Here is a 21426-nt window from a genome sequence, read left to right on the forward strand (position 1 = left end):
GCATATGAAACTCGACAATAGCATATCAGCCGTCGTCACCGGCGGGGCCTCTGGGCTGGGCCGGGCAAGTGCAGAGGCGCTGGCGGCACAGGGTGTCAAAGTTGCCATTTTCGACGTCAACGAAGCCATGGGCGAAGAAGTTGCGGCCAAGATTGGCGGGCTGTTCTGCAAGGTCGACATCACCAGCGAAGATTCGGTGGTCGCAGGCTTTGAAAAGGCCCGCACTGCGCATGGCCAGGAACGCATTCTCGTCCATTGTGCGATGACCTCGAAGCGTGGCAAGACGTTGTCCTTCGACAAGACGGCCGGCAAGTATAAGCGCACCTCGACCGAGGATTATGAATATGGCGTGCAGGGCATCCTCGTCGCCTCCTATCGCCTCGCCTCGCTTTCAGCGCTCGGCATGAGCGAGTTGGAACCGATGGAAGATGGCGAACGCGGCTGCATCACGCTTACTGCATCGGTGGCCGCGCAGGACGCGCAAATCGGCCAGGTCATTTACGGTTCGGCCAAAGCTGGCGTGAATGGGCTCGTCCTGCCGCTGGCGCGCGACCTGATGGACCTCGGCATTCGCTGCAATTCGATCATGCCCGGCATTTTCGCAACGCCGCTGATGCTGGGCGCGGCCCAAAATGTGCTCGACAGCCTTGCCGCATCAGTGCCCTTCCCCAAGCGCCTCGGCAAGCCGGAGGAGTTTGGTAGTCTGGTGCTTGAACTCAACCGCAATACCTATTTCAACGGCCAATGCCTGCGCCTCGATGGCGCAATCCGCATGGCCCCTCGCTAATTCAACCGAAAGGATTTCCCATGGGCGAAGCTTATATCATCGACGCAGTCCGCACCCCGCGCGGCGTCGGCAAACCCGGCAAGGGCGCATTGTCACACCTCCACCCGCAGCATCTGGCCGCGACGGTGCTCAAGGCAATCCGCGACCGCAACAATCTCGACACCTCGACCGTCGATGACATCATCTGGTCGACTTCCAGCCAGAATGGCAAGCAGGGCGGCGACCTTGGCCGCATGGCTGCGTTGGCCGCTGGCTATGACATTTCGGCTTCGGGAACCACGCTGGACCGTTTCTGCGGCGGCGGCATCACTTCGGTGAACCTCGCCGCTGCAACGGTGATGTCGGGTATGGAAGATTGCGTCATCGCCGGCGGCACCGAGATGATGAGCTTTACCGGGGCTTATGGCGCAGAACTTGCCAATGCAGGGGTAAAGCCGCTCGGCATGGGTTCGGGCAATGCTGCGCTCGACGCGATCCACCCGCAAAGCCATCAGGGCATTTGCGGCGATGCCATTGCCAGCATGGAAGGCGTCAAGCGCGAGGAACTCGATGCACTTGCACTTTCGAGCCAGGAAAAGGCCGCCCGCGCGATCCGCGAAGGCCGTTTCGACCGTTCGCTGGTTACCGTCTATAATGAAGACGGAACCGTCGCTCTCGACCATGAAGAATTTCCGCGCCCCGAAACGACCGCCGAAGGCCTGGCCGCGCTGAAGCCCAGCTTTGCCGGAATGGCCGATTTCGATCTTGGCAATGGCACGACCTTCCGCAAGCAGATCAACCGTCGCTATCCCGATCTGAAGATCGAACATTTCCACCATGCCGGCAACAGCTCCGGCGTGGTTGATGGCGCAGCTGCATTGCTGATCACGTCAAAGGATTATGCCGAAAAGCATGGGCTGAAACCACGCGGCCGCATCGTTGCTTATGCCAATATCGGCGACTGCCCGACTTTGATGCTCAACGCACCCGTACCTGCGGCGAAGAAGGTGCTCGAAAAGGCCGGCCTCAAGGTCGAGGATATCGACGTGTGGGAAATCAACGAAGCATTTGCGATCGTTGCCGAAAAATTCATCCGCGACCTCAATCTTGATCGCGACAAAGTGAACATCAATGGCGGCGCCTGCGCGCTGGGCCACCCCATTGGCGCCACCGGATCGATCCTGATCGGCACTGCGCTCGACGAACTGGAACGTTCGGGCGGACGTTATGGCCTGATTACCATGTGCGCTGCTGGCGGCATGGCACCGGCCGTAATTATCGAACGCATCTGATGTGCATTTGGGGGCAGTCCTTTGCGGGACCGCCCCCAATCTCAAATGTCGAACCGCACACCCTGCGCCAAGGGTAGCGCGCTGCTGTAGTTGATGGTGTTGGTGGCGCGGCGCATATAGGCCTTCCAAGCATCAGACCCGGACTCGCGCCCACCGCCGGTTTCCTTTTCCCCGCCAAAGGCTCCGCCAATCTCCGCGCCTGATGTGCCGATATTGACATTGGCAATCCCGCAATCGCTGCCCGATGCCGACAAGAACAGTTCACATTCGCGCATGTCGAGCGAGAAGATCGACGATGACAGGCCTGCGCCGACACTATTCTGCAAAGCGATGGCCGCATCCAGTTCCGAATAGCGAAAGACATAAAGGATCGGCGCAAAGGTCTCACGCAAGGCCGGGCCGGCATGATTGCCCATTTCCACAATGGCGGGGCGCACATAGACACCCGGTTGGTCGAGCCGTTCGCCGCCGCTGATGATCGCGCCCAACCCCTCCGCCTCATCCAGCGCTGATATCATACGCGCAAAAGCATCTTCATCGATCAACGGCCCGGCAAGATGCACCGTATCGAGCGGGTCGCCCACAGGAATGCTCGCCGCTGCGGCCTTCAGTTTTGCGACAAAGCCATCATAGACACCGTCATGCACGAACAGCCGGCGCAGGCTGGTGCAGCGCTGCCCGCTGGTACCCACAGCCGAAAACAACACCCCGCGCAGCGCAAGGTCTAGGTCAGCCTTGTCACTAACAATCGCGGCATTGTTGCCGCCCAGTTCCAGGATCGCCTTGGCAAAACGCGCCGCTGCCGCCTGACCGACTGCGCGTCCCATTTCGGTGCTGCCCGTTGCGGAAACCAGCGCGATGCGGCGGTCAGCGACCAGCGCCGCCCCGGTATCGCGGGCACCCACAATAACCTGCGACAAACCACCGGGCGCATCGTCAAATTCCGCCAATACGCCATCCAGCAGCGCCTGTGTTGCCAGCGCGGTTAGCGGTGTTTTTTCCGAAGGTTTCCAGACAATGCTGTTGCCGCACACCAGCGCAAGCGCAGCATTCCATGCCCAGACCGCGACGGGAAAGTTGAACGCACTGATGATCAATGTCGGCCCCAGCGGATGCCATTGTTCCATCATCCGGTGGCCGGGCCGTTCGCTGGCGATCGTCAAACCGTGCAACTGGCGCGAAAGACCGACTGCGAAATCGCAAATGTCGATCATCTCCTGCACCTCGCCCTCACCTTCGCTGATCGGCTTACCGCATTCGATGGTGACGAGGCGGGCGAGGTCGGCCTTATGGTCACGAAGGGCATTTCCGAAACGGCGGACAAGCTCTCCCCTGCGCGGCGCAGGTACGCTGCGCCATTTGAGGAAAGCCGACTGCGCACGATTGAGCGCGGCATCGATTTCGGCCGCTGTTGCAAGCGGGATCGAGGCTATCTTGCTGCCATCGATAGGGGTGTGAACGGGGAAGTTGCCCGAGGGAATTGAAGAACCAAATCGCCCGAGCAATAGTTCGACTTCATTCTGAAATAGCACTTCCGCCTCCTGGATGCGTCATCCTGAACTTGTTTCAAGATCCATTCCGCCTCCCACCTTACATCCTTAGCTGCACGATAGACCCTGAAACAAGTTCAGGCTGACATTGGGTGAAGCAACTTGTTTCATTTCAGCGAAAAGTCTAGCGAGCCGGAAACGCATATGGAGATTCCCATGGCCGAAATGGCAGCCTTTGACTGGTCCGATCCTTTCTTCCTCGACGATCAATTGACCGAAGAGGAACGCATGATCCGCGACGCTGCGCATGGCTTTGCGCAAGACGAATTGCAGCCGCGCGTGATCAAGGCATTTCGTGAGGAAGTCGACGCGCCCGAGCTTTTCCCGCTCATGGGTCAGGCCGGGTTGCTAGGTGCAACCATCGATCCCGCCTATGGCGGCGCAGGTGCCAGCTATGTGGCTTATGGCCTCATTGCCCGCGAAATCGAACGCGTCGATTCCGGCTATCGTTCGATGGCGTCGGTACAATCGAGCCTTGTGATGCACCCGATCAACGCCTTCGGAACGGAAGAGCAGCGCCGCAAATATCTGCCGGGGCTTGCTGCAGGCACATTGATCGGCTGTTTCGGTCTTACCGAGCCCGATGCGGGCAGCGACCCTGCCGGAATGCGCACCGTCGCGAAAAAGGTTGATGGCGGCTATGTTATCCACGGCAGCAAGACCTGGATTTCAAACGCGCCCTTTGCCGATGTCTTTGTCGTCTGGGCAAAAAGCGAAGCGCATGGCGGCGGCATTCGCGGTTTCATCCTTGAAAAGGGCATGAAAGGCCTGTCCGCGCCGAAAATCCAAGGCAAGCTGAGCTTGCGCGCGTCGACCACCGGCATGATCATGATGGACAATGTCGAGGTGGGCGAAGATGCCCTGTTACCCGAAGTGCAGGGCTTGAAGGGTCCGTTTGGCTGCCTCAACCGGGCGCGTTACGGGATCAGCTGGGGCGCATTGGGTGCGGCGGAATTCTGCTTTCATGCCGCGCGCCAATATGGCCTTGATCGGCACCAGTTCGGCAAACCGCTTGCCGCAAACCAGCTTTACCAGAAGAAACTGGCCGACATGATGAGCGACATTGCACTTGGCCTGCAGGCCAGCTTGCGCGTCGGCCGTCTGATCGACCAAGGTCGCTTTGCCCCCGACATGATCTCGATCGTCAAGCGCAACAATGTTGGCAAGGCGCTCGATATTGCCCGGATGGCGCGCGACATGCACGGCGGCAACGGCATCAGCGAGGAATATCAGGTGATCCGCCACATGGTGAACCTGGAAACGGTGAACACCTATGAAGGCGCGCATGATGTTCATGCGCTGATCCTGGGCCGCGCAATTACCGGCATCGCGGCGTTTTGATCTAACTCCCCTCCCGCTTGCGGGAGGGGAATATGTTACCGCCCGAGCAACGTCCGCGCCTGCCCCGCAATCTGCGCGAGCATCGCCGGTGTCGGCAAGCCGCCCCGGCGCGCACGATCGATCATCGTCCGGAACATGGCCACACGATCCTGATGCTTGGTCAGCCATGTGCCAACGGCATCCGCATCCATCGCCTTTTGTCGGCGCAAGAAATCGAGCCGCATCGCCTGGAAATCACGCGCCAGCCCAGCCACCAGCAAGCGTTCCCAAGGGTCCTTGGGGTCCATCTGCATCGCACTATTCTGCGCCCAGCCAAGACCGAGCGCGTCGCCCAGTCGAACGAAACCTTTGGTCAATTCCTTCGCATCCGCATGTCGCTCAATCGCAAGCGCGGCAAGGCCGATGGCGCCGTCAAGCTGCGCCATGCGCACCAGCTTCGCCACCAATTTGGCGGGTGCACCGGCATTGGTGAGCTTGTCGCCATAGGCTTCGGTCTGGGCGGCGACATCAGGAGTGAGCAATTCCTTGCGGGCCGCTGACAATTGGTCAATCACCGCGCCATAATCCGCGACGGCGCCCCCGACACTGCGACCTTCCTTGCCGTTACGGATCATGTCCGCCATGTGCGCGCGGGTTTCGACCGCCACCTGATTGTACAGCATGATCCGGGCCGATTCAGGAATTTTGGCAGCGTCGATTTCGGCCCAAAGTGCGGGCAGGTCGAACAGTTGTTCGGCAATGGCAAAGGCTTCCGCGACGATGGCGAGCGAGCAGCCCTCTTCCTCTGCCAGTTCGAACGGGTGCAGCATCCCCATGCGATTGATCATGCGGTTTGCAAGCTTGGTCGCGATGATCTGGGGGCGCAGCCGGTGCGACAGGATCGCTTGCGCATGCCCCTCTGCCATAGGCCGGGGAAAGGCGGCGAGCAGTTCTGCATCCATTGCCGGATCGGCGGCCAGCGGGCCTTCCTCTGCCGCATCCTGCGCGACCAACTTCGCAGTGGATAGCAGCACGGCAAGTTCGGGCCGTGTCAGGCCATGGCCATCGGCTTCGCGGCGCAGATATTCGTCATTGCCCTCCAGCCCCTCGACAGCGCGGTCAAGACGCCCCTGCCCTTCAAAGGTTTCCATCAACCGAACATAGGCTGGCAGATCGCCTGCTCCCCCGCTTTCGGCAATCGACAGCGCCAGCGTCTGCATCCGGTTGTCTTCGAGCACCAGCGCGGCGACATCGTCGGTCATGCTGGCCAGCAGCTTGTTGCGCACATCAATCTGCAGCCGCCCTGCGGCCATTTCGGCATTGAGCGCAATCTTGATGTTCACCTCATTATCCGAACAATCGACGCCCGCGCTGTTATCGATAAAGTCGGTGTTGATGCGTCCGCCCGCAAGGCCAAAGGCAATGCGCGCGGCCTGGGTGATACCCAGATTGGCGCCCTCACCAATCACCTTCGCGCGCAGATCCTGCGCGTTGATCCGGATGGCGTCATTGGCTGGATCGCCCACCTCGACATTGGCCTCACTTGCATCCTTCAAATAGGTGCCGATGCCGCCGAACCAGAGGAGCCCGACCTGCGCCTTCAATATGGCCTTCATCAGCGCGGCCGGCTCCATCACAGCCGCGTCAACGCCCAGCAGGGCGCGCACTTCAGGCGATAATTTGATCTCCTTCTCGCTGCGCGCAAAGACGCCGCCGCCCTTGGAGATCAGCTTTGCATCATAGTCTGCCCAGCTTGATCGTGGCAGGTTGAACAATCGCTGCCTTTCCTTCCAACTCGCCGCAGGATCGGGATCGGGATCAAGGAAGATGTGGCGATGATCGAACGCTGCCACCAACTTGATCGCCTTTGACAACAACATGCCGTTGCCGAAAACATCACCTGACATGTCGCCGACACCGGCGACGGTCACAGGCGCGTTCTGCACGTCGACACCCATTTCGGCGAAATGGCGCTGCACCGAAACCCAGCCGCCGCGCGCGGTAATCCCCATCGCTTTATGGTCGTAACCGACCGACCCGCCGCTGGCAAAGGCATCGCCCAGCCAAAAACCCCGTTCGAGCGCGATGGCATTGGCAACGTCAGAGAAAGTCGCCGTGCCCTTGTCCGCCGCGACAACGAAATAAGGGTCATCACCGTCGCGGATCACGACGCTGTCGGGATGGACGACCTTGTTTTCGACCAGATTGTCGGTGACCGACAAAAGGCTGCGGATGAAGATGCGATAGCTTTCGGTGCCCTCTGCCAACCAAGCATCGCGATCGGTTCGCGGATCGGGCAAGCGCTTCGGATAAAAACCGCCCTTCGCACCCGTCGGCACGATCACCGCATTTTTGACCCGCTGGGCCTTCATCAGGCCAAGGATTTCGGTGCGGAAATCATCGCGCCGGTCAGACCAGCGCAGCCCGCCACGGGCAACCGGCCCGGCCCGCAGATGGATACCTTCGACACGTGGCGAATAGACGAAAATCTCACGCCAGGGCAGCGGCGCAGGCAGGCCCGGCACTTGCGCGCTGTCCAGCTTGAACGCCAGTGCCTCATGCGCTGCGGGCGCAAAGGCGTTGGTCCGCAGACAGGCCTTCACCACCGCCTGCATCAGCCGCAGGATGCGATCCTCGTCAGCTGCGGCGACTTTCGACAGGCCGTGCTTGATCTCATGATCGATCTTGGCACTGGCGGCGATACGGTCTCCGGCAAAGGCCGGATCATGCAAGGCTTCAAACTGCGCAATGATCGACCGCACGATGCCCGCATGCGCGCTCAACGCAGTCACCACCGTGGGGATGCCATAGGATATCCCCGTCTGGCGCAGATAGCGGTACCAGGCACGCAACCAGACCACCGAACGCGGTTCAAGCCCGGCAAGCGTGATCAACTGGTTGAACGGATCATTTTCCGCCTTGCCATCAAGTACCTGTGTCAACGCTGCCTCGACCACAGCCTTGCGATCAAACAGCGGGGTCGTGTCCGCGCCGCTGCGCAGACCAAGGTGGAAATCATGGATATAGGCAATGTGGCCATCACCAACCTCGGTCGGCATTTGCTCGATCACGGTGAAGCCGAAATTTTCCAGCACCGGAACCGCATCAGACAGCGGCATCGCCCCGCCCTGATTATAGACTTTCAGGCTGAGTGTATTGTCGTCGCTGTCATCATCGGCAATCAGTCGCGCGACCCGGCTATGGTCGCGCTCCATCGCCAGCAGGCCCAGCATATCCTGCGCAGCCTCTGCCACGGGATAGGCCATGCGATGCGATTGCGGGAATGCCGCGGCGTAACGCTCCATCATCGCGGCGGCGCGCTTTTCATCGGCAAGCCGCGCCAGTTCGCTTTCCACCGCCGGTTCCCAGCCGCGCACCATCAACTGCACACGCCGGTCAAGCGCGGCCTCGTCTATGGTGACATTGCGATCCTCGAAATCGAGAAGGTAGCGCAGCAGACCCATGCCTCCATCTTCAAGCCCAATCGACCAGCCAAGCACCTTCGCGCCGCGGGTCTCTGTCAGCATCGCCTCGATCGAACGGCGCAGCCCTGTTGAGATATCGTCGCGCGGCAACCAGACGAAGACGAACAGATGCCGCCCTAGCGCCGACCGCACAGCCAGCAATTTGGGCCTCGGCCGGTCAGTCAGCGACATGGCGGTCAGCGTGACGCGTTCAAGATCGGCGGGCTTGAACGATACCAGCAGGTCGTGAGGCAGCGCGGTCAGCGCATGCGCCATCGCCTTGCCAGCATGGCCCGATGGGTCGAAACCATGGCGCGTCATTAGGTTCGACAGATGCATGCGCAGCAATGGGATTCGTTCGGGCGGGGTCGCCAGCGCCGCGCTGGTCCACAATCCACCGGTGACCGAAAGCGCCGCCAATGTGCCATTTTCGCGCAACGGTGCGACTATGATGTCAAGCTGAACCGCGCGGTGCACCGTCGAATTGCGGCTGGATTTCAAAAGCAGGGGCGCATCGCCGCCCCCGGCAAAATAGGCGAAGGCGCGCTGCACACTCTCTTCAGACAACAGCACCGCGTCACTCGCCCGGGAAAGACCCAGCCGGCCACTGCGACTGCCATCAAGTGCAATCTGTTCATGGGCAAGCACCGTCATGCTGCCATCCATGAACCAACGCAGCAGCGCCGCACCCTCACCTTCGGGAAGGCTGTCGGCATCGGCGGCCATCGCGGCCTGCATCTTGCGCCAGTCGGTTACCGCGCAGCGCACATCATGCAGCACCGACGCGAGCGCATCGGCCAACGCATGGCGGGCCTTTGCATCGACGCGCGCAGTTTCCAGATAGATATGGCTTTCGCGCTTTCCGATCGATCCGCGCTGGCTGCTGAGTGCGACCAGCCGTCCCTGATCATCGCGTTCGACATCGAGCACGGGGTGGAGCAGCCGTTCGATGGTGACATTTGCCGAAGCCAGCGCGGCCGCGACCGAGTCGACAAGGAAGGGCATGTCGTCATTGACGATCGCGATGCGCATCGCCAGCCGGCCCGCAGCCGTCGAAAAAGTCTCGATACCGATATTGGGCGATCCCGGGGGCCGGTCGAGGCCGACCGCGAGCAGATAGGCCGCCGCCGCCCGGCTTATATCTCCGTCGAAACCTTCATTATCGCCGGGCAGCATGCGTGCGGTCATCGCCGTGAGCAATGGTTCGAGCAGGGGAGAGTTAAGGGCAAGGTCGGTTTTGGCGCTGGTCATCGTTTTTTCCGGACTCCGCGATCGGTTTTTCTGTGTCTATGCTCCCCTTGCTACGGCCAAACAACAAGATAGTTGCGTTTGTAACGATATTTTGCATCTCTTGGGGTGGGCCTTGCCCATCGCGCAACGCTCGTTTACGAGCCTTGCCAACCAGAAAAAATCGAGGGGAAAACGATAATGGACCGCCGCCTTACCTTGTGGATTCTGCTTGGCATGCTGCTGGGCGTGATCGTCGGAGCCGCTTTATATTATTCGGTCGATGCAACGGTCATCAAGGAACAAATCTCCCCTTGGTTCAAGCTGTTGTCCGACATTTTCCTGCACCTCATCAAGCTTTTGGTCGCGCCGCTGATCCTCTCTACTATCGTCGTGGGCATTGCCCATATGGGCGACAGTTCGGCGCTGGGCCGCATCGGTTTCCGCGCAATCAGCTGGTTCATTATCGCCAGTTTCATTTCGATCGGGCTTGGCCTGTTGATGGTCAACATCTTCCAGCCCGGCGTCGGCGCGCCCATTCCGGAAACAGCCGCCGCCGCAATTGGCGAAGTGAAGGAATTGAAGGCGACCGAGTTCATCCTTTCGGTCTTCCCCAAAAATGCCTTTGAGGCGATGGCGACCAACAACATCCTGCAGATATTGGTATTCTCGCTGTTTGCGGGCGTGGCTCTCTCTGCCATTGGCGAAAAAGGTGCGCCGCTGGTACGCGGTGCCGATGCGCTTGCCGAAATGATGCTGCAAATCACCGGCTATGTGATGCGCTATGCGCCGATTGCGGTGTTCGGGGCGCTTGCCAATGTCGTTGCAGTCAGCGGGCTTGGCATTTTGGGAACCTATCTCGAACTGCTGGTCGAATTTTACGCTTCGCTGGTGATCCTGTGGGTTATCCTCTTGTCGGTTGGTTTCCTGTTCCTGCGCGGGCGTATCTGGACACTGATCCGCTATATCCGCGAACCGATGCTGATCGCCTTTTCAACCGCATCGTCCGAAGCGGCATTGCCCAAGCTGTTCGAACAGCTTGACCGTTTCGGCGTGCCCCGCCGTATTTCAGGCTTCATGCTGCCGCTGGGCTACAGCTTCAACCTTGACGGTTCGATGATGTACATGTCCTTCGCGACCATCTTCATCGCACAGGCCTATGGCATCGACCTGTCGATCAGCACGCAAATCTTGATCCTGCTGACGCTGATGATCTCGTCCAAGGGTGTCGCCGCCGTTCCGCGCGCCAGCCTTGTGGTCATCACCGGCACGCTTGCGATGTTTGGCCTGCCGGTTGAGGGCGTGGCAATCATCCTTGCGATTGACCAATTCCTCGACATGGGCCGCACTGCAACGAACGTCGTTGGCAATGCAGTTGCAACGTCGGTGATCACCAAATGGGAAGGCATGTTGGAGGTCGAGGAGCCCGATTTCGTGGCGCATCCTCACGCCCCGGCGCACACCGTGGCAGGTGGCAAGGCCGGACTTGAGCTGGCTGAAGACATGGTCGAAGACCAGCGGACCAAGCGTTAAGCAATGGCGTCGCCCCGGCTAGTGCCGGGGCTGACGGCCGGCATCAGATTACAACATCGTCCGCAACGACCAGAGTTCCGGGAAGGCCCGCTTGGCCAATGTGGATTGCAAATAGCTGACCCCGGCGGTGCCGCCGGTACCGCGCTTGCCGCCGATCACCCGTTCGACCGTCACCACATGCTTGTGCCGCCATGTCGCCATGGCATCATCCAGATCAACCAGCTTTTCAGCAAGCTGGTATAGCTCCCAATAGCGTTCGGGCTGGCGATAGACCGCAAGAAACGCCGCCTCCACCCCCGCATGTGCCGCATAGGGCTGGCTGAGATCCCGGCCAAGCACCTCTGCCGGGATAGGCAGGCCGGCACGGGCGGCAGCGGCAATGGCATCATCCCAGATACTTGGCGCATGCAGCGCGGCCTGCATCGCAACCAAGGCATCAGGGCGATCATCCTGATATTTCAGAAAGCCGCTATCTTTCAGGCCCAGCATATATTCGACCGTGCGGAACTGGTCTGACTGGAAACCCGAGCTCGGCCCCAGCACATGGCGGAACCGGCTGTAATCCGACGGCGTCATGGTAGAGAGCACGTCCCAGCTTAATGTCATCACCGCCTGAATCCGGCTGACCCGCGCCAGCGCCTTATAGGCCGGCACCAGTGCATCCGCCTGCACCTGTTCCTTCGCAAGGTGCAATTCGCGAATAATCTGTTTCAGCCACAATTCCTTGGTCTGATGAATGATGATGAACAGCATCTCGTCATCCAGTTCAGACTTTGGATGCTGGCAGGCCAGCAGTTCATCGAGCGCCAGATAGCGAGCATAGGTCATCGGTGGGGTAGTTTCAGTCATAACCGACCGATACAGTTGCAAATGAAACTATGCCAGCCTGTTGCACGGGGTGCCATGCGGCGATAATGTTCAGGGCAGGAGAAAATGATGAGCAAAATGGCGTCAAGCTTTACCGAATTCTGGCCCATCTATCTGCGTGCGCACAGCGTGCCGCTGTGCCGGGCGCTGCATTATTGCGCCTCCATCTGCGGGCTGGCGGCGCTTGCGCTGGTGTTTGCGACGGGCAATTTGTGGTGAATCGCCTTTGGCCTTGTCGGATCCTACGCTTTTGCCTGGGCTGGCCATTTCAAGGTCGAACATAATGTACCGCTGACCTTTCAGCACCCATTCTGGTCGCTGATCGCAGATTACCGGATGTTCTTCCTTTGGGTGGACGGCAGGTTGGGCGCGCATCTGGCGGCAGCAGGCGTCGTGGCCAAGGGCTAAACCAATAGCGCATCCAGCCATTTTTCAACGAGCGCGCCTGCCTCGTCTCGGCTGAAAGGGGCATCGCCCAAGCTGAGTTCGAGCCACAGGCCATCAACCAACGCTGTCAGCGCCACCGCAGTCAACCGATGCTCCCCCGGCTGGCATCGGGCGAGCAGCGCCTCCAGATCGGCGCGATAATTGCGATAAATCTCGCCATGCAGCCTTGCGATCTGAGCATCGGTCTTGGTCAACGCCCAAAAGGCAAGCCAGGTCGCCAGCAATTCCGGATTGGCAATAGGTGGAACAAAGCTTGCCGTCAGATAGGCAAGCAGCCGGTCGCGCGGGGTATCGGGCGCGGCAGAAACGGCGTCGGCAAGGGCCTTCTGCACCCGGTCGCCGGTCGCGCGGTAGGTCGCTGCAATTAGGGCGTCGATCCCGTCATAATAATGCCGCAGCAGCCCAGGTGACACGCCCGCCTCGGTGCAAATCACGCGCACCGAAGTGCCCGGCACGCCATTGCGCGCCAGTGAGCGCGCGCAGGCCTCGATCAACGCTTCTCGGCGGGAATCGGCACTTTCGCGGGTAAAGCTCTGGCGCGAATTTTGGGTTGGGCGTGCTTGCATATTGTTATACGACTGTATAATAAGCCATCCATGATCGCAAGCATCCATAAGCTCGACATAGGTAAGGACCCTCTGGATGGCTGGAGCCTTCCGGCATGGACCTATCATGATCCCGAATTTGCAAAGCTCGAAATAGAGCGGATTTTCCGTCCCGGTTGGCAGGTCGTTTGCCATGTCTCCGATGTACCGGACGCCGGCGATTGGCACAGCCTCGACTATGTCGGCGAAAGCGTGATTGTGGTGCGCGGCACCGACGATATTGTCCGTGCCTTCACCAATGTCTGCCGCCACCGTGGCAGCCGCCTTGTCGATGGTGCAAGCGGCTGTGCAAAGAAACTGGTCTGCCCCTATCATGCCTGGACCTATGATCTCGACGGCCGACTGACCGGTGTTCCCGACAGCGCCTCCTACCCCACGCTGGACAGGAGCAAGGCGGGCTTGGTGCCGGTCGAACTCGAAATCTGGCGCGGCTTCATCTTCGTCCGCCTCGAAAGCGGCGGCCCATCTGTGGCAGAGATGATGGCACCTTATGAAGAACAGGTCGCCCCCTATCGTTTTGAGGAATTAAGGGCGCTTGGCCGCGTCACCTTACGCCCGCGCGATGTGAACTGGAAAAATGTCGGCGACAATTATTCCGACGGCCTTCACATCCCCGTCGCACATCCCGGCCTGACTCGTCTGTTCGGCAAAAGCTATGGCGTAGAGGCCGAACCACATGTTGATCGCATGTGGGGCGATCTGGTTGATCGACCGTCGAACAACTGGTCTGAACGTGCCTATCAAAATCTGCTGCCATCGGTTCCCCATCTTCCCGATGCCAACCAGAAACGCTGGCTCTATTTCAAGCTCTGGCCATCGGTTGCGTTTGATATCTATCCAGATCAGGTCGATTTCATGCAGTGGCTGCCGACTGGTCCCACCAGCTGCCTGATCCGCGAGATCAGCTACGTCTTCGATGATGACAGGCGGGAAATGCGCGCCGCGCGCTATCTCAACTGGCGAATAAACCGGCAGGTCAATGCCGAAGACACGGTGCTGATCACAAGAGTTCAGGAAGGGATGGCAGGCCGCAGCTTTTCAATGGGGCCGCTGTCCGACAAAGAAGTCTGTCTTAAAAATTTCTGCCGCAAGGTGCGCGGCCTCATCCCTGAGGCCAGCTTCGAACATCAACCCGCACCCGGCTGGAGCCATAAATGACCCAAAAATATGATGCTGTAATCATTGGCGCTGGTCACAACGGACTTGTCTGCGCCTTTTATCTTGCCCGCGCCGGAATGAAGGTACGCATCGTCGAGCGACGCGATGTCGTAGGCGGCGCGGCGGTGACCGAGGAATTCCACCCCGGTTTCCGCAATTCCGTCGCGAGCTACACCGTCAGCCTGCTGCAGCCCAAGGTGATCGAGGATATGCGCCTGGCAGACCATGGCTATCGCGTCATCGAGCGGCCGATCAGCAACTTCCTGCCGCAGGAAGATGGCGGTTATCTGAAACTCGGCGGGGGACTGGAACGAACACAAGCCGAATTTGCGCGCTTTTCGAAGCATGATGCAGACATCCTTCCCGAATATTATGACAGCCTTGAAGTCGTCGCAGACGTACTGCGCGACCTAGCGATGAAATCGCCGCCCAATATAGGTGATGGCGTCAAGACCTTGATCGACGGAGCCCTTCAGGGTCGCAAGCTGGCAGGCCTTCCGATCGAGCGGCAGCGTGACGTGCTTGACCTGTTTACCAAGTCGGCACGCACGCTGCTTGACGGTTGGTTCGAAAGCGAAGCTGTAAAGGCCGCCTTCGGTTTTGATGCTGTTGTCGGCAATTATGCCAGCCCAGACACCCCGGGCAGCGCCTATGTCCTGCTTCACCATGTTTTCGGTGAGGTAAATGGCAAGAAAGGCGCTTGGGGGCACAGCGTCGGCGGCATGGGCGCAATCACGCAGATAATGGCCAAGGTTTGCCGCGATCTGGGCGTCGAAATCAGTCTGGAAAGCCCGGTCGACCGCGTATTGGTCGACGGCGGCAAGGTCGCTGGCGTTCGCCTTGAAAGCGGCGAGGAAGTGATCGCCAGCCGGGTCGTTTCCAATGTCGGCCCCAAACTTCTTTACGGAAAGATGTTCGACGACTCCGACCTGAGCGCCGAATACAAGCGCCGCATTAAGGGCTTCAAGGTAGGCAGCGGTACCTTCCGGATGAATGTGGCACTTTCCGAACTGCCGCGCTTTACCTGCCTCCCCGAAGCCGGGGAGCATCACCAGTCCGGGATCATCATCGCGCCAACCCTCGATTACATGGACGAGGCTTTCTTGGACGCAAAACGTTATGGTTGGTCCAAACGCCCGATCGTCGAAATGCTGATCCCCTCGACCGTCGATGACAGCCTTGCCCCGCCGGGCCAGCATGTCGCCAGCCTTTTCTGCCAGCAATTCGCACCCGAACTGCCCGATGGCCGCGACTGGGATGCCGAAGAAGGAAAGGCGGCAGATACGATCATCGATACCGTTGAGGCCTATGCGCCAGGTTTCCGCGCGTCGATCCTGGGCCAGCAGATCCTCAGCCCCAAGGGGTTGGAGCGCAAGTTTGGGCTGGCCGGCGGTGACATCATGCACGGCAATATGAGCCTCGACCAACTCTGGTCGGCGCGGCCCGTTCTGGGCAACGGTGCTTATCGTGGCCCGGTGAAGGGCCTCTATATGTGTGGCGCAGGGGCACATCCTGGCGGCGGCGTAACTGGTGCGCCGGGGCATAATGCCGCACAGGTCATTCTGCGCGACCAAAGCGCCTGGCTAAAACCACGCTGGAATTGAGGGTTTCGGCAGGCAGGCTCCGATAGGAGCACGTGCAGGCAAAGCGCGCGCAGCGACCTAGTTTTGTTGGGCACCAGCTTCACGCCGCGCCCACCAATAAAGCGGCAGGCCTGCCAGCATCAGGGCAATGCTCGAAAGCGAAATGGTGAGGCCTGCGCCCCAGAGGCTCCAGAAGCAGAAAGCGATACCCAGTGCCGCCACCGGCCGCGCCAGCTTCCGTTTCCATGCAATGATTGCCACCACAAGATACAGCCAGAGAACCACCGACGTGGTCAGAAGCGCGGTATAGGTAAACAGCGCCCCCATCGACTTGCTCGAATTCGACCAGATCAGCAAACTGGCAAGCAGGCTGGAAACAAGCAGCGAAATTGCCGGCGTCCCCCAACGGTTATTGCGCGCGAAAAAGGCTGGCATCATGCCGCGTTCCGCCATGTCGCGCGGCACTTCGCCTTCGACAAGGATCCAGCCATTGACCGCGCCAATCGCGCTTATCGCGGCAAAGGCAGCAATGAATGCAGCAGGGCCGCTGCTCCAATAGGTTGCGACGAACAGCTCAAATGGCGCATTTGAACCTGACACCTTGTCTGCGGGAAGCATCAGCGCGATCCCCGAACAGACAATCAGATAGAAAAGACCCGTCAGTCCTGCCCCGACCAGCGTGGCACGCGGGATCACTTTTTGTGCGTTCGCGACCCGCGACGCGGCAAGGCAGGCCGATTCAAAGCCGAGCATGGCCCAAAGTGTCTGTGCTGCAGCCTGATTGACCAGCGAAAGCGAAAGACCCTCTTTCGGAAGCGGCGTCACGGTTTGGGTGCCCGTGCTGCCGGCGACAAAAGCGATCAGTCCGACCACGACCAGCAATGGCACCAGTTTGATGACCGTCGTCACAAGCTGAAAAGCCCCAGCCTGACGCGTTCCTGCAATGTTCAGCAAGGTCAGCAACCAGATAACGCCGAGCGAGGCGAGCGCGGGATGTTCGGCCAGCACGGGCCAGAAACTGCTACCATAAGAGACGGCCGCGATCGAAATCGTGACCATCCCTGCCCATACATAGACCCACAGGCTGAAACCAATGAGGAAGGCGGGGATCCGGCCAAATTCCCGATCCACAAGCGGGATCGGTGCCTCACCCGTTCCGGCCATCAGACGCGCGAACAACCAAGCGAGGCAAAGCGCGCCAGCAATGGTAACGATCCAGCCGGCCACTGCATTCCAGCCATATGGCGCAAGGCTTGCTGGCAAGAGGAACACGCCCGAACCGATCATGTTTCCCATGACCAGCGCGACGGCCATGAAAAAGCCGAGCTTTTGGCCCGGCTTTCTCGTTTCAATTGTCATCGCAGCAGCGATCAGAAATCGCGGCTGAACTTAAGCCCGATTACACGCGGCTTGATGACCGTATCGTAGAATGCACCGCCTGTCGGCGTCGCAGGGGTCGGCCCTGTTCCGCATACGGTTTCAACGCATGACACGCCGGTGTTCACAACACCAAATTCATCCAGCAGGTTCGTGGCAAATGCCTCGATGCTCCAGCTGTCATTCTTGACGCCAAAGCTAAGGTCGAGCGTCGTATAGGCATCAAGCCCGCCCTTCAGCGCCTTTTGTGCCGTACGGAGATCTGTCGACCGGCTGCCGGTATGATTGGCCGCCAACTGCACATGGCCATTCCATTCCGCCACAGGGAATTCGTAACGCGCGATGAGATTGCCCTTGAACTTGGGTGTGACCGGCAGGCGCGATCCGGCAGGTGCCAGCAGCGCGTTGCCCGCGGTCGTGCAATCAAAGGTCGCGTTAGCGATGCGGCAGAAATCGCGGCGGATTTCAGCGTCATTATAGCTAAAGCCTGCATTCAGGCTGAGACCGCCCGCACGATAGCCGACATCAAATTCGGCACCCCGGATGCGCGCGATGCCCGCATTGCGGATTTCGGTCAGGCCGTTGGCCCCAAGGAACGAAAGCTGGATGTTGTTCCAATCCAACTGGTACAGCGCACCATTGAACCGGAAGGCACCAAAATTGGTCTTCCAGCCCAGTTCATAATTGTCGAGTTCATCGGGACCATAAGGCGGCAGGGTACCGCGGCGGTTGATACCACCAGGCCGGAAACCGCGCGACCAAGTCGCATAAACCAGCGCGTCTTCGCTCAGCTTATAGGTTGCGTTCATCTTGAAGATCGCATCGCTGTCCGATGTGTTCTTGTTCACATTGGTGCAGGGCGCGCCATCCAGAATGGGCTGCGCGAAGGTGCCCGTTGGGTTGGCACGGAAATCCGCTCCCGTCGTGGTGATGCAGCGCGCCACCCCGGTGTTGCCCGAATAGCCGCGGGCAAAACCGAAGAACCCAAACAATGAATTGTCATATTTGTACAGGCGTGCACCGCCGGTCAGCGTAAGTTTTTCGGTAACGTCGAAGCTGAGTTCACCAAAGGCGGCATAATCACGATCGGTGCGCTGCTGCTTGGTCAGCCAGATGTTGCTGGCGGTACCCGGAACGGTGATCGAATCCGCAATATTGTCGATGATGTAATTTTGCTCGATATTGTGGCTCTGCCGCTGCCAGAAAAGGCCACCGATGAAGCGCAACGAAGCATCCTGCGGGGACGCGATGCGGAACTCGCCAAAGCTTTTGCGATAACGATCAATGCCTTGGATATATTGATTGGCGCTGACAGGGTTGCCCGCATTGTCGTACCAATAGGCGCCATATCCGTTGAGCGCGTCATAGAAATAGCCATAATCCGAGTAGTCGCTCTCGGTCTCGGTCTTGCGGCGAAGGTGACCACCGGTCAGCGTCATGTCCCAATTGCCAAGCTTACCCTCGATCGTCAGCGCAGCGTTGATCCACTTGTCACGGCTACCCTCCGGATTGTACTGAACCGTCGTATATTCACCGGTCGACTGGCCCGAACGTTCGCGAGCATAGCTGCCCTCAGTGTTCTGGACCTGACCCATCACGGTAGGCTTGATCGTCCAGTTATCGTCAAGGTCGATACCAAGCGCGAGGCGCGCACCATAGGTTTCGGCGTCGTTGTAATTTTTTTCCACCAGCGCCGCATTATTCTGACGAATGCCGGAAGTCGCATAGCGACGCGAGCCAGGCAGATTGTCGATGTAACCGCCATCGTCGCGATACCAGCCCACAAGCCGCATTGCCGCCTTTTCACTCAATGGCGCGTTGACGAAACCTTCAAAGACCGAACCAAAGTCACCATGGGCGACATTGTTGATCTCGACACCTGCATTTCCATAGAAGCCCGACGTGTCAGGCGCGTTGGTGACCAGCTTGAGCGTCCCTGCCATCGAGCTTGCGCCATATAGCGTGCCTTGCGGTCCAGCCAGCGCCTCGACACGAGCAAGGTCATAAGCGTGAATGTCGAGCGCGCCTTGGATGGTCGTGATCGGCATTTCATCAAGATAGGTGCCAACCGTGGGCAGCGAGGCCGAGTGGTTGGCATTTTCGCCAGAGGATACGCCGCGGAAATAGACCTGGGCAAAACCCGGGCCGCCCTGCTGGATCGTGACCGACGGCAGGAACTTCACGACATCCTGAAATTCGTTCACCTGCAACTGGTCCAGCTTCTCGTTGCCGATTGCCGTGATCGCGACAGGTACATCCTGCAAATTCTGTTCGCGTTTCTGGGCTGTAACGACGATCTCGTCGCTATCGGCAGCATCGGCTGCATCCTGCGCCATTGCCGGCATGGCGATGGCCATCGCACTGGAAGCCATCAATGTTGCGACGGCTGCCTGCTTGTAAACTTTCCCCGAAAACTTGCGCATTGCGCACCCTCCATAAAAAACAATGCTCTACCTCCGCATATTTCTGAATCCGAGGCAATGTTTTTTCGCCCCTAGCAACGGTTGGAACAATTTTTTGAAAGTGCTTGTGACATTCACGCAACGCTGTTGCGCGTTAAGGGCCGCCAACTTGCAAGATAAAAGCTACAACGCCTAAAACTGGTAAAAGCGCTTTGCGGCGCTGCCCCCTACGGCTAGGGGTGTCGGACCTAGAGGGGACCAATCGGACCAAACATGCAGACTTCGATGGCATTGCTGGGCAAAAGGCGTTTCTTGCCGCTTTTTGCGACCCAATATCTGAACGCGTTCAACGACAATTTCTACAAGATGGCGATGGTGGTGCTGATCACCTATTCCATCCTGCAGGGGGGCGAAGCCGAAGAAGCCTATTATAACGCTCTTGCCGGCGCGATCTTCATCCTGCCCTTTTTCCTGCTTTCTGCCATTTCAGGGCAAATTGCGGACAGCATCGACAAGACCCGGGTCATTCGTTGGGTCAAGACCGCCGAAATCGCTATCATGCTGGTCGGCGCCGCCGGTATCTGGTTGCACAGCATCCCCATCCTCTTTGCGGCCTTGTTCGCGATGGGTGTGCACTCGACATTTTTCGGCCCGATCAAATATGGTATTTTACCCCAGCATCTGAAGGATGATGAAGTATTGGGCGGCACCGGACTGGTCGAGGCCGGCACCTATATCGCCATCCTGACCGGAACAATCGTGGGCGGAATACTCGATCCGAAAATTTCGGCGGTCGGGGTTGTGCTCGTGGCGCTTATCGGGCGCGTCACCGCGCAATATGTCCCCCCTGCTCCGCCCGAAAGCGATGCACCCACAGCCAAACTCGACTGGAATATCTTTCGTTCAAGCTGGCGACTGGTGCGCGACACGATGCATGTCCCACGGCTATTTCTGGCCATCATCGCCATCAGCTTTTTCTGGGCAATTGGCGCGGTTTTGGCTGCGCAGTTCCCACCCATGGTAAAGCATGGACTGGGCGGAGACCGCACAGTAGCCACGCTGTTCACCGCAATTTTCTCGGTGGGCGTTGCCATCGGTTCGGTTGTGATCAACCGGTTGCTCAAAGGCCGGGTATCGGCCGTCTATTCTCCACCATCGGTGATTGCGATGGGGCTTTTCGTGCTGCTTCTTTGGTGGTCGATCAAGGGCTGGGCACCCGTGCCCGATACCCCGCTCGATCAGGATCAACTTCTGAACTTCATCGAATTTGTATCGATCCGGCAGGGCGATATCATCCTGTTCGCCCTGTTCGGCATAGCCGTCGCCGGCGGTATGTTCGTTGTGCCGCTCTACGCCTTTTTGACGACTACGGTGGAAAAGTCGGCCACTGCGCGAACGATTGCCGCGAACAACATCGTCAATTCAGGGGCGATGGTGATTGGCGCAGTGATGTACGGCGAATTGGCGCGACTGGGCGTGAGCATTGCCGATACGCTGTTCCTTATCGCTGCGGCCTGCGTCTTTTCCGCTTGGATAAGCTGGAAACTGCACAAGGCCTGCGACTGAACCTTCAGGCGATGAAGCTATAGAAGACCGTAAAAAAGGCGCCGAAGCTGACGACGAAAAGATGCGCGTCCTCACCCTGCCACCATTTCAGCGGTTTGGGCCTCCACTCTGCCGGCACGGCCAGCACATGCGGAGCGAGCCGTTGGCGAAACGGGTGCCTTGCGGCTTCGCTTGTATAAACCAGTTTGCGCTTCATCGGTGCGACCTTATCCAATGTTCTTGGAAAAGACGTTAACGATTTGTTAGCCATATTGGCGAGACACAATGGT

At 59.1% G+C, this 21426-nt stretch carries 14 protein-coding genes and 1 pseudogene; 8 read left to right on the forward strand and 7 right to left on the reverse strand.

From position 1 onward, the window contains the following. The first annotated feature begins 4 nt into the window (after positions 1-4). Positions 5-787 carry an SDR family oxidoreductase gene (locus tag RSE16_13950; protein ID WRH75784.1) on the forward strand — a complete coding sequence of 261 codons (783 nt, stop codon included), beginning with the start codon at positions 5-7 and terminating at the stop codon, positions 785-787. 20 nt (positions 788-807) lie between these two features. Beyond that, positions 808-2058 carry an acetyl-CoA C-acetyltransferase gene (locus tag RSE16_13955; GenBank protein WRH75785.1) on the forward strand — a complete coding sequence of 417 codons (1251 nt, stop codon included), beginning with the start codon at positions 808-810 and terminating at the stop codon, positions 2056-2058. A 41-nt stretch (positions 2059-2099) separates the two neighbouring features. On the opposite strand, the gene RSE16_13960 is transcribed toward RSE16_13955, so the two are convergent. Next, the gene (locus RSE16_13960) at positions 2100-3590 is read right to left on the reverse strand and encodes an aldehyde dehydrogenase family protein (GenBank protein WRH75786.1); all 1491 of its coding nucleotides are present in this window, start codon (positions 3588-3590) and stop codon (positions 2100-2102) included. 174 nt (positions 3591-3764) lie between these two features. Between RSE16_13960 and RSE16_13965 the strand changes: the two genes are divergently transcribed. Then, on the forward strand, positions 3765-4949 hold the full coding sequence (locus RSE16_13965; protein WRH75787.1) for an acyl-CoA dehydrogenase: 1185 nt from the start codon (positions 3765-3767) through the stop codon (positions 4947-4949). Positions 4950-4984: 35 nt separating this feature from the next. Here RSE16_13965 and RSE16_13970 read toward each other — a convergent pair whose 3' ends face one another. Then, complete coding sequence (locus RSE16_13970) at positions 4985-9643, reverse strand: NAD-glutamate dehydrogenase (GenBank protein WRH75788.1); 4659 nt, start codon at positions 9641-9643, stop codon at positions 4985-4987. A 177-nt stretch (positions 9644-9820) separates the two neighbouring features. Between RSE16_13970 and RSE16_13975 the strand changes: the two genes are divergently transcribed. Then, positions 9821-11152 carry a dicarboxylate/amino acid:cation symporter gene (locus RSE16_13975; protein ID WRH75789.1) on the forward strand — a complete coding sequence of 444 codons (1332 nt, stop codon included), beginning with the start codon at positions 9821-9823 and terminating at the stop codon, positions 11150-11152. Between the two features lie 48 nt (positions 11153-11200). Here the strand turns inward: RSE16_13975 and RSE16_13980 are convergent, their stop codons facing one another. Further along, positions 11201-12001, reverse strand: a complete 801-nt coding sequence (locus tag RSE16_13980) for a tryptophan 2,3-dioxygenase (protein WRH75790.1) — start codon at positions 11999-12001, stop codon at positions 11201-11203. A 96-nt stretch (positions 12002-12097) separates the two neighbouring features. Between RSE16_13980 and RSE16_13985 the strand changes: the two are divergent. Then, a pseudogene (locus tag RSE16_13985) lies at positions 12098-12427 on the forward strand (DUF962 domain-containing protein). Here RSE16_13985 and betI read toward each other — a convergent pair. Then, entirely contained in the window at positions 12424-13032 is a 609-nt protein-coding gene (gene betI / locus RSE16_13990) for a transcriptional regulator BetI (protein ID WRH75791.1), read from the reverse strand. The pseudogene RSE16_13985 and the gene betI overlap by 4 nt on opposite strands. 30 nt (positions 13033-13062) lie before the next feature. Between betI and RSE16_13995 the strand changes: the two genes are divergently transcribed. Both RSE16_13995 and RSE16_14000 read left to right on the forward strand, forming a co-directional pair. Further along, the gene (locus RSE16_13995; GenBank protein ID WRH75792.1) at positions 13063-14229 is read left to right on the forward strand and encodes an aromatic ring-hydroxylating dioxygenase subunit alpha; all 1167 of its coding nucleotides are present in this window, start codon (positions 13063-13065) and stop codon (positions 14227-14229) included. Beyond that, positions 14226-15833 (forward strand): NAD(P)/FAD-dependent oxidoreductase, encoded by a 1608-nt coding sequence (locus RSE16_14000; GenBank protein WRH75793.1) that lies wholly within the window; start codon positions 14226-14228, stop codon positions 15831-15833. The genes RSE16_13995 and RSE16_14000 overlap by 4 nt, the downstream gene beginning before the upstream one ends. Before the next feature lie 57 nt (positions 15834-15890). Here RSE16_14000 and RSE16_14005 read toward each other — a convergent pair whose 3' ends face one another. Both RSE16_14005 and RSE16_14010 read right to left on the reverse strand, forming a co-directional pair. Beyond that, positions 15891-17171 carry an amino acid permease gene (locus RSE16_14005; GenBank protein WRH75794.1) on the reverse strand — a complete coding sequence of 427 codons (1281 nt, stop codon included), beginning with the start codon at positions 17169-17171 and terminating at the stop codon, positions 15891-15893. Positions 17172-17182: 11 nt separating this feature from the next. Further along, the gene (locus tag RSE16_14010) at positions 17183-19612 is read right to left on the reverse strand and encodes a TonB-dependent receptor (protein ID WRH75795.1); all 2430 of its coding nucleotides are present in this window, start codon (positions 19610-19612) and stop codon (positions 17183-17185) included. Positions 19613-19864: 252 nt separating this feature from the next. On the opposite strand from RSE16_14010, the gene RSE16_14015 reads away from it, so the two are divergent. Continuing rightward, a complete protein-coding gene (locus tag RSE16_14015; GenBank protein WRH75796.1) occupies positions 19865-21157 on the forward strand; it encodes an MFS transporter in 1293 nt (430 codons plus the stop codon). A 4-nt stretch (positions 21158-21161) separates the two neighbouring features. Here the strand turns inward: RSE16_14015 and RSE16_14020 are convergent, their stop codons facing one another. Beyond that, positions 21162-21353, reverse strand: coding sequence for a hypothetical protein (locus RSE16_14020; GenBank protein ID WRH75797.1), 192 nt, complete (start codon positions 21351-21353; stop codon positions 21162-21164). Positions 21354-21426: the final 73 nt, after the last annotated feature.

Origin of the sequence: Sphingobium sp. (assembly GCA_035196065.1) — a bacterium.
Taxonomy (GTDB): domain Bacteria; phylum Pseudomonadota; class Alphaproteobacteria; order Sphingomonadales; family Sphingomonadaceae; genus Sphingorhabdus_B; species Sphingorhabdus_B rara.

What these genes read in the sequence shown, in the direction of transcription:
- RSE16_13980 (WRH75790.1), bottom strand. Translation starts at nt 12,001, where the DNA reads ATGACTGAAACTACCCCACCGATGACCTATGCTCGCTATCTGGCGCTC.
- RSE16_14010 (WRH75795.1), bottom strand. Translation starts at nt 19,612, where the DNA reads ATGCGCAAGTTTTCGGGGAAAGTTTACAAGCAGGCAGCCGTCGCAACA.
- RSE16_13975 (WRH75789.1), top strand. Translation starts at nt 9,821, where the DNA reads ATGGACCGCCGCCTTACCTTGTGGATTCTGCTTGGCATGCTGCTGGGC.
- RSE16_14000 (WRH75793.1), top strand. Translation starts at nt 14,226, where the DNA reads ATGACCCAAAAATATGATGCTGTAATCATTGGCGCTGGTCACAACGGA.
- RSE16_14005 (WRH75794.1), bottom strand. Translation starts at nt 17,171, where the DNA reads ATGACAATTGAAACGAGAAAGCCGGGCCAAAAGCTCGGCTTTTTCATG.
- RSE16_13950 (WRH75784.1), top strand. Translation starts at nt 5, where the DNA reads ATGAAACTCGACAATAGCATATCAGCCGTCGTCACCGGCGGGGCCTCT.
- RSE16_14020 (WRH75797.1), bottom strand. Translation starts at nt 21,353, where the DNA reads ATGAAGCGCAAACTGGTTTATACAAGCGAAGCCGCAAGGCACCCGTTT.
- RSE16_13995 (WRH75792.1), top strand. Translation starts at nt 13,063, where the DNA reads ATGATCGCAAGCATCCATAAGCTCGACATAGGTAAGGACCCTCTGGAT.
- RSE16_14015 (WRH75796.1), top strand. Translation starts at nt 19,865, where the DNA reads ATGCAGACTTCGATGGCATTGCTGGGCAAAAGGCGTTTCTTGCCGCTT.
- betI (WRH75791.1), bottom strand. Translation starts at nt 13,032, where the DNA reads ATGCAAGCACGCCCAACCCAAAATTCGCGCCAGAGCTTTACCCGCGAA.
- RSE16_13955 (WRH75785.1), top strand. Translation starts at nt 808, where the DNA reads ATGGGCGAAGCTTATATCATCGACGCAGTCCGCACCCCGCGCGGCGTC.
- RSE16_13970 (WRH75788.1), bottom strand. Translation starts at nt 9,643, where the DNA reads ATGACCAGCGCCAAAACCGACCTTGCCCTTAACTCTCCCCTGCTCGAA.
- RSE16_13965 (WRH75787.1), top strand. Translation starts at nt 3,765, where the DNA reads ATGGCCGAAATGGCAGCCTTTGACTGGTCCGATCCTTTCTTCCTCGAC.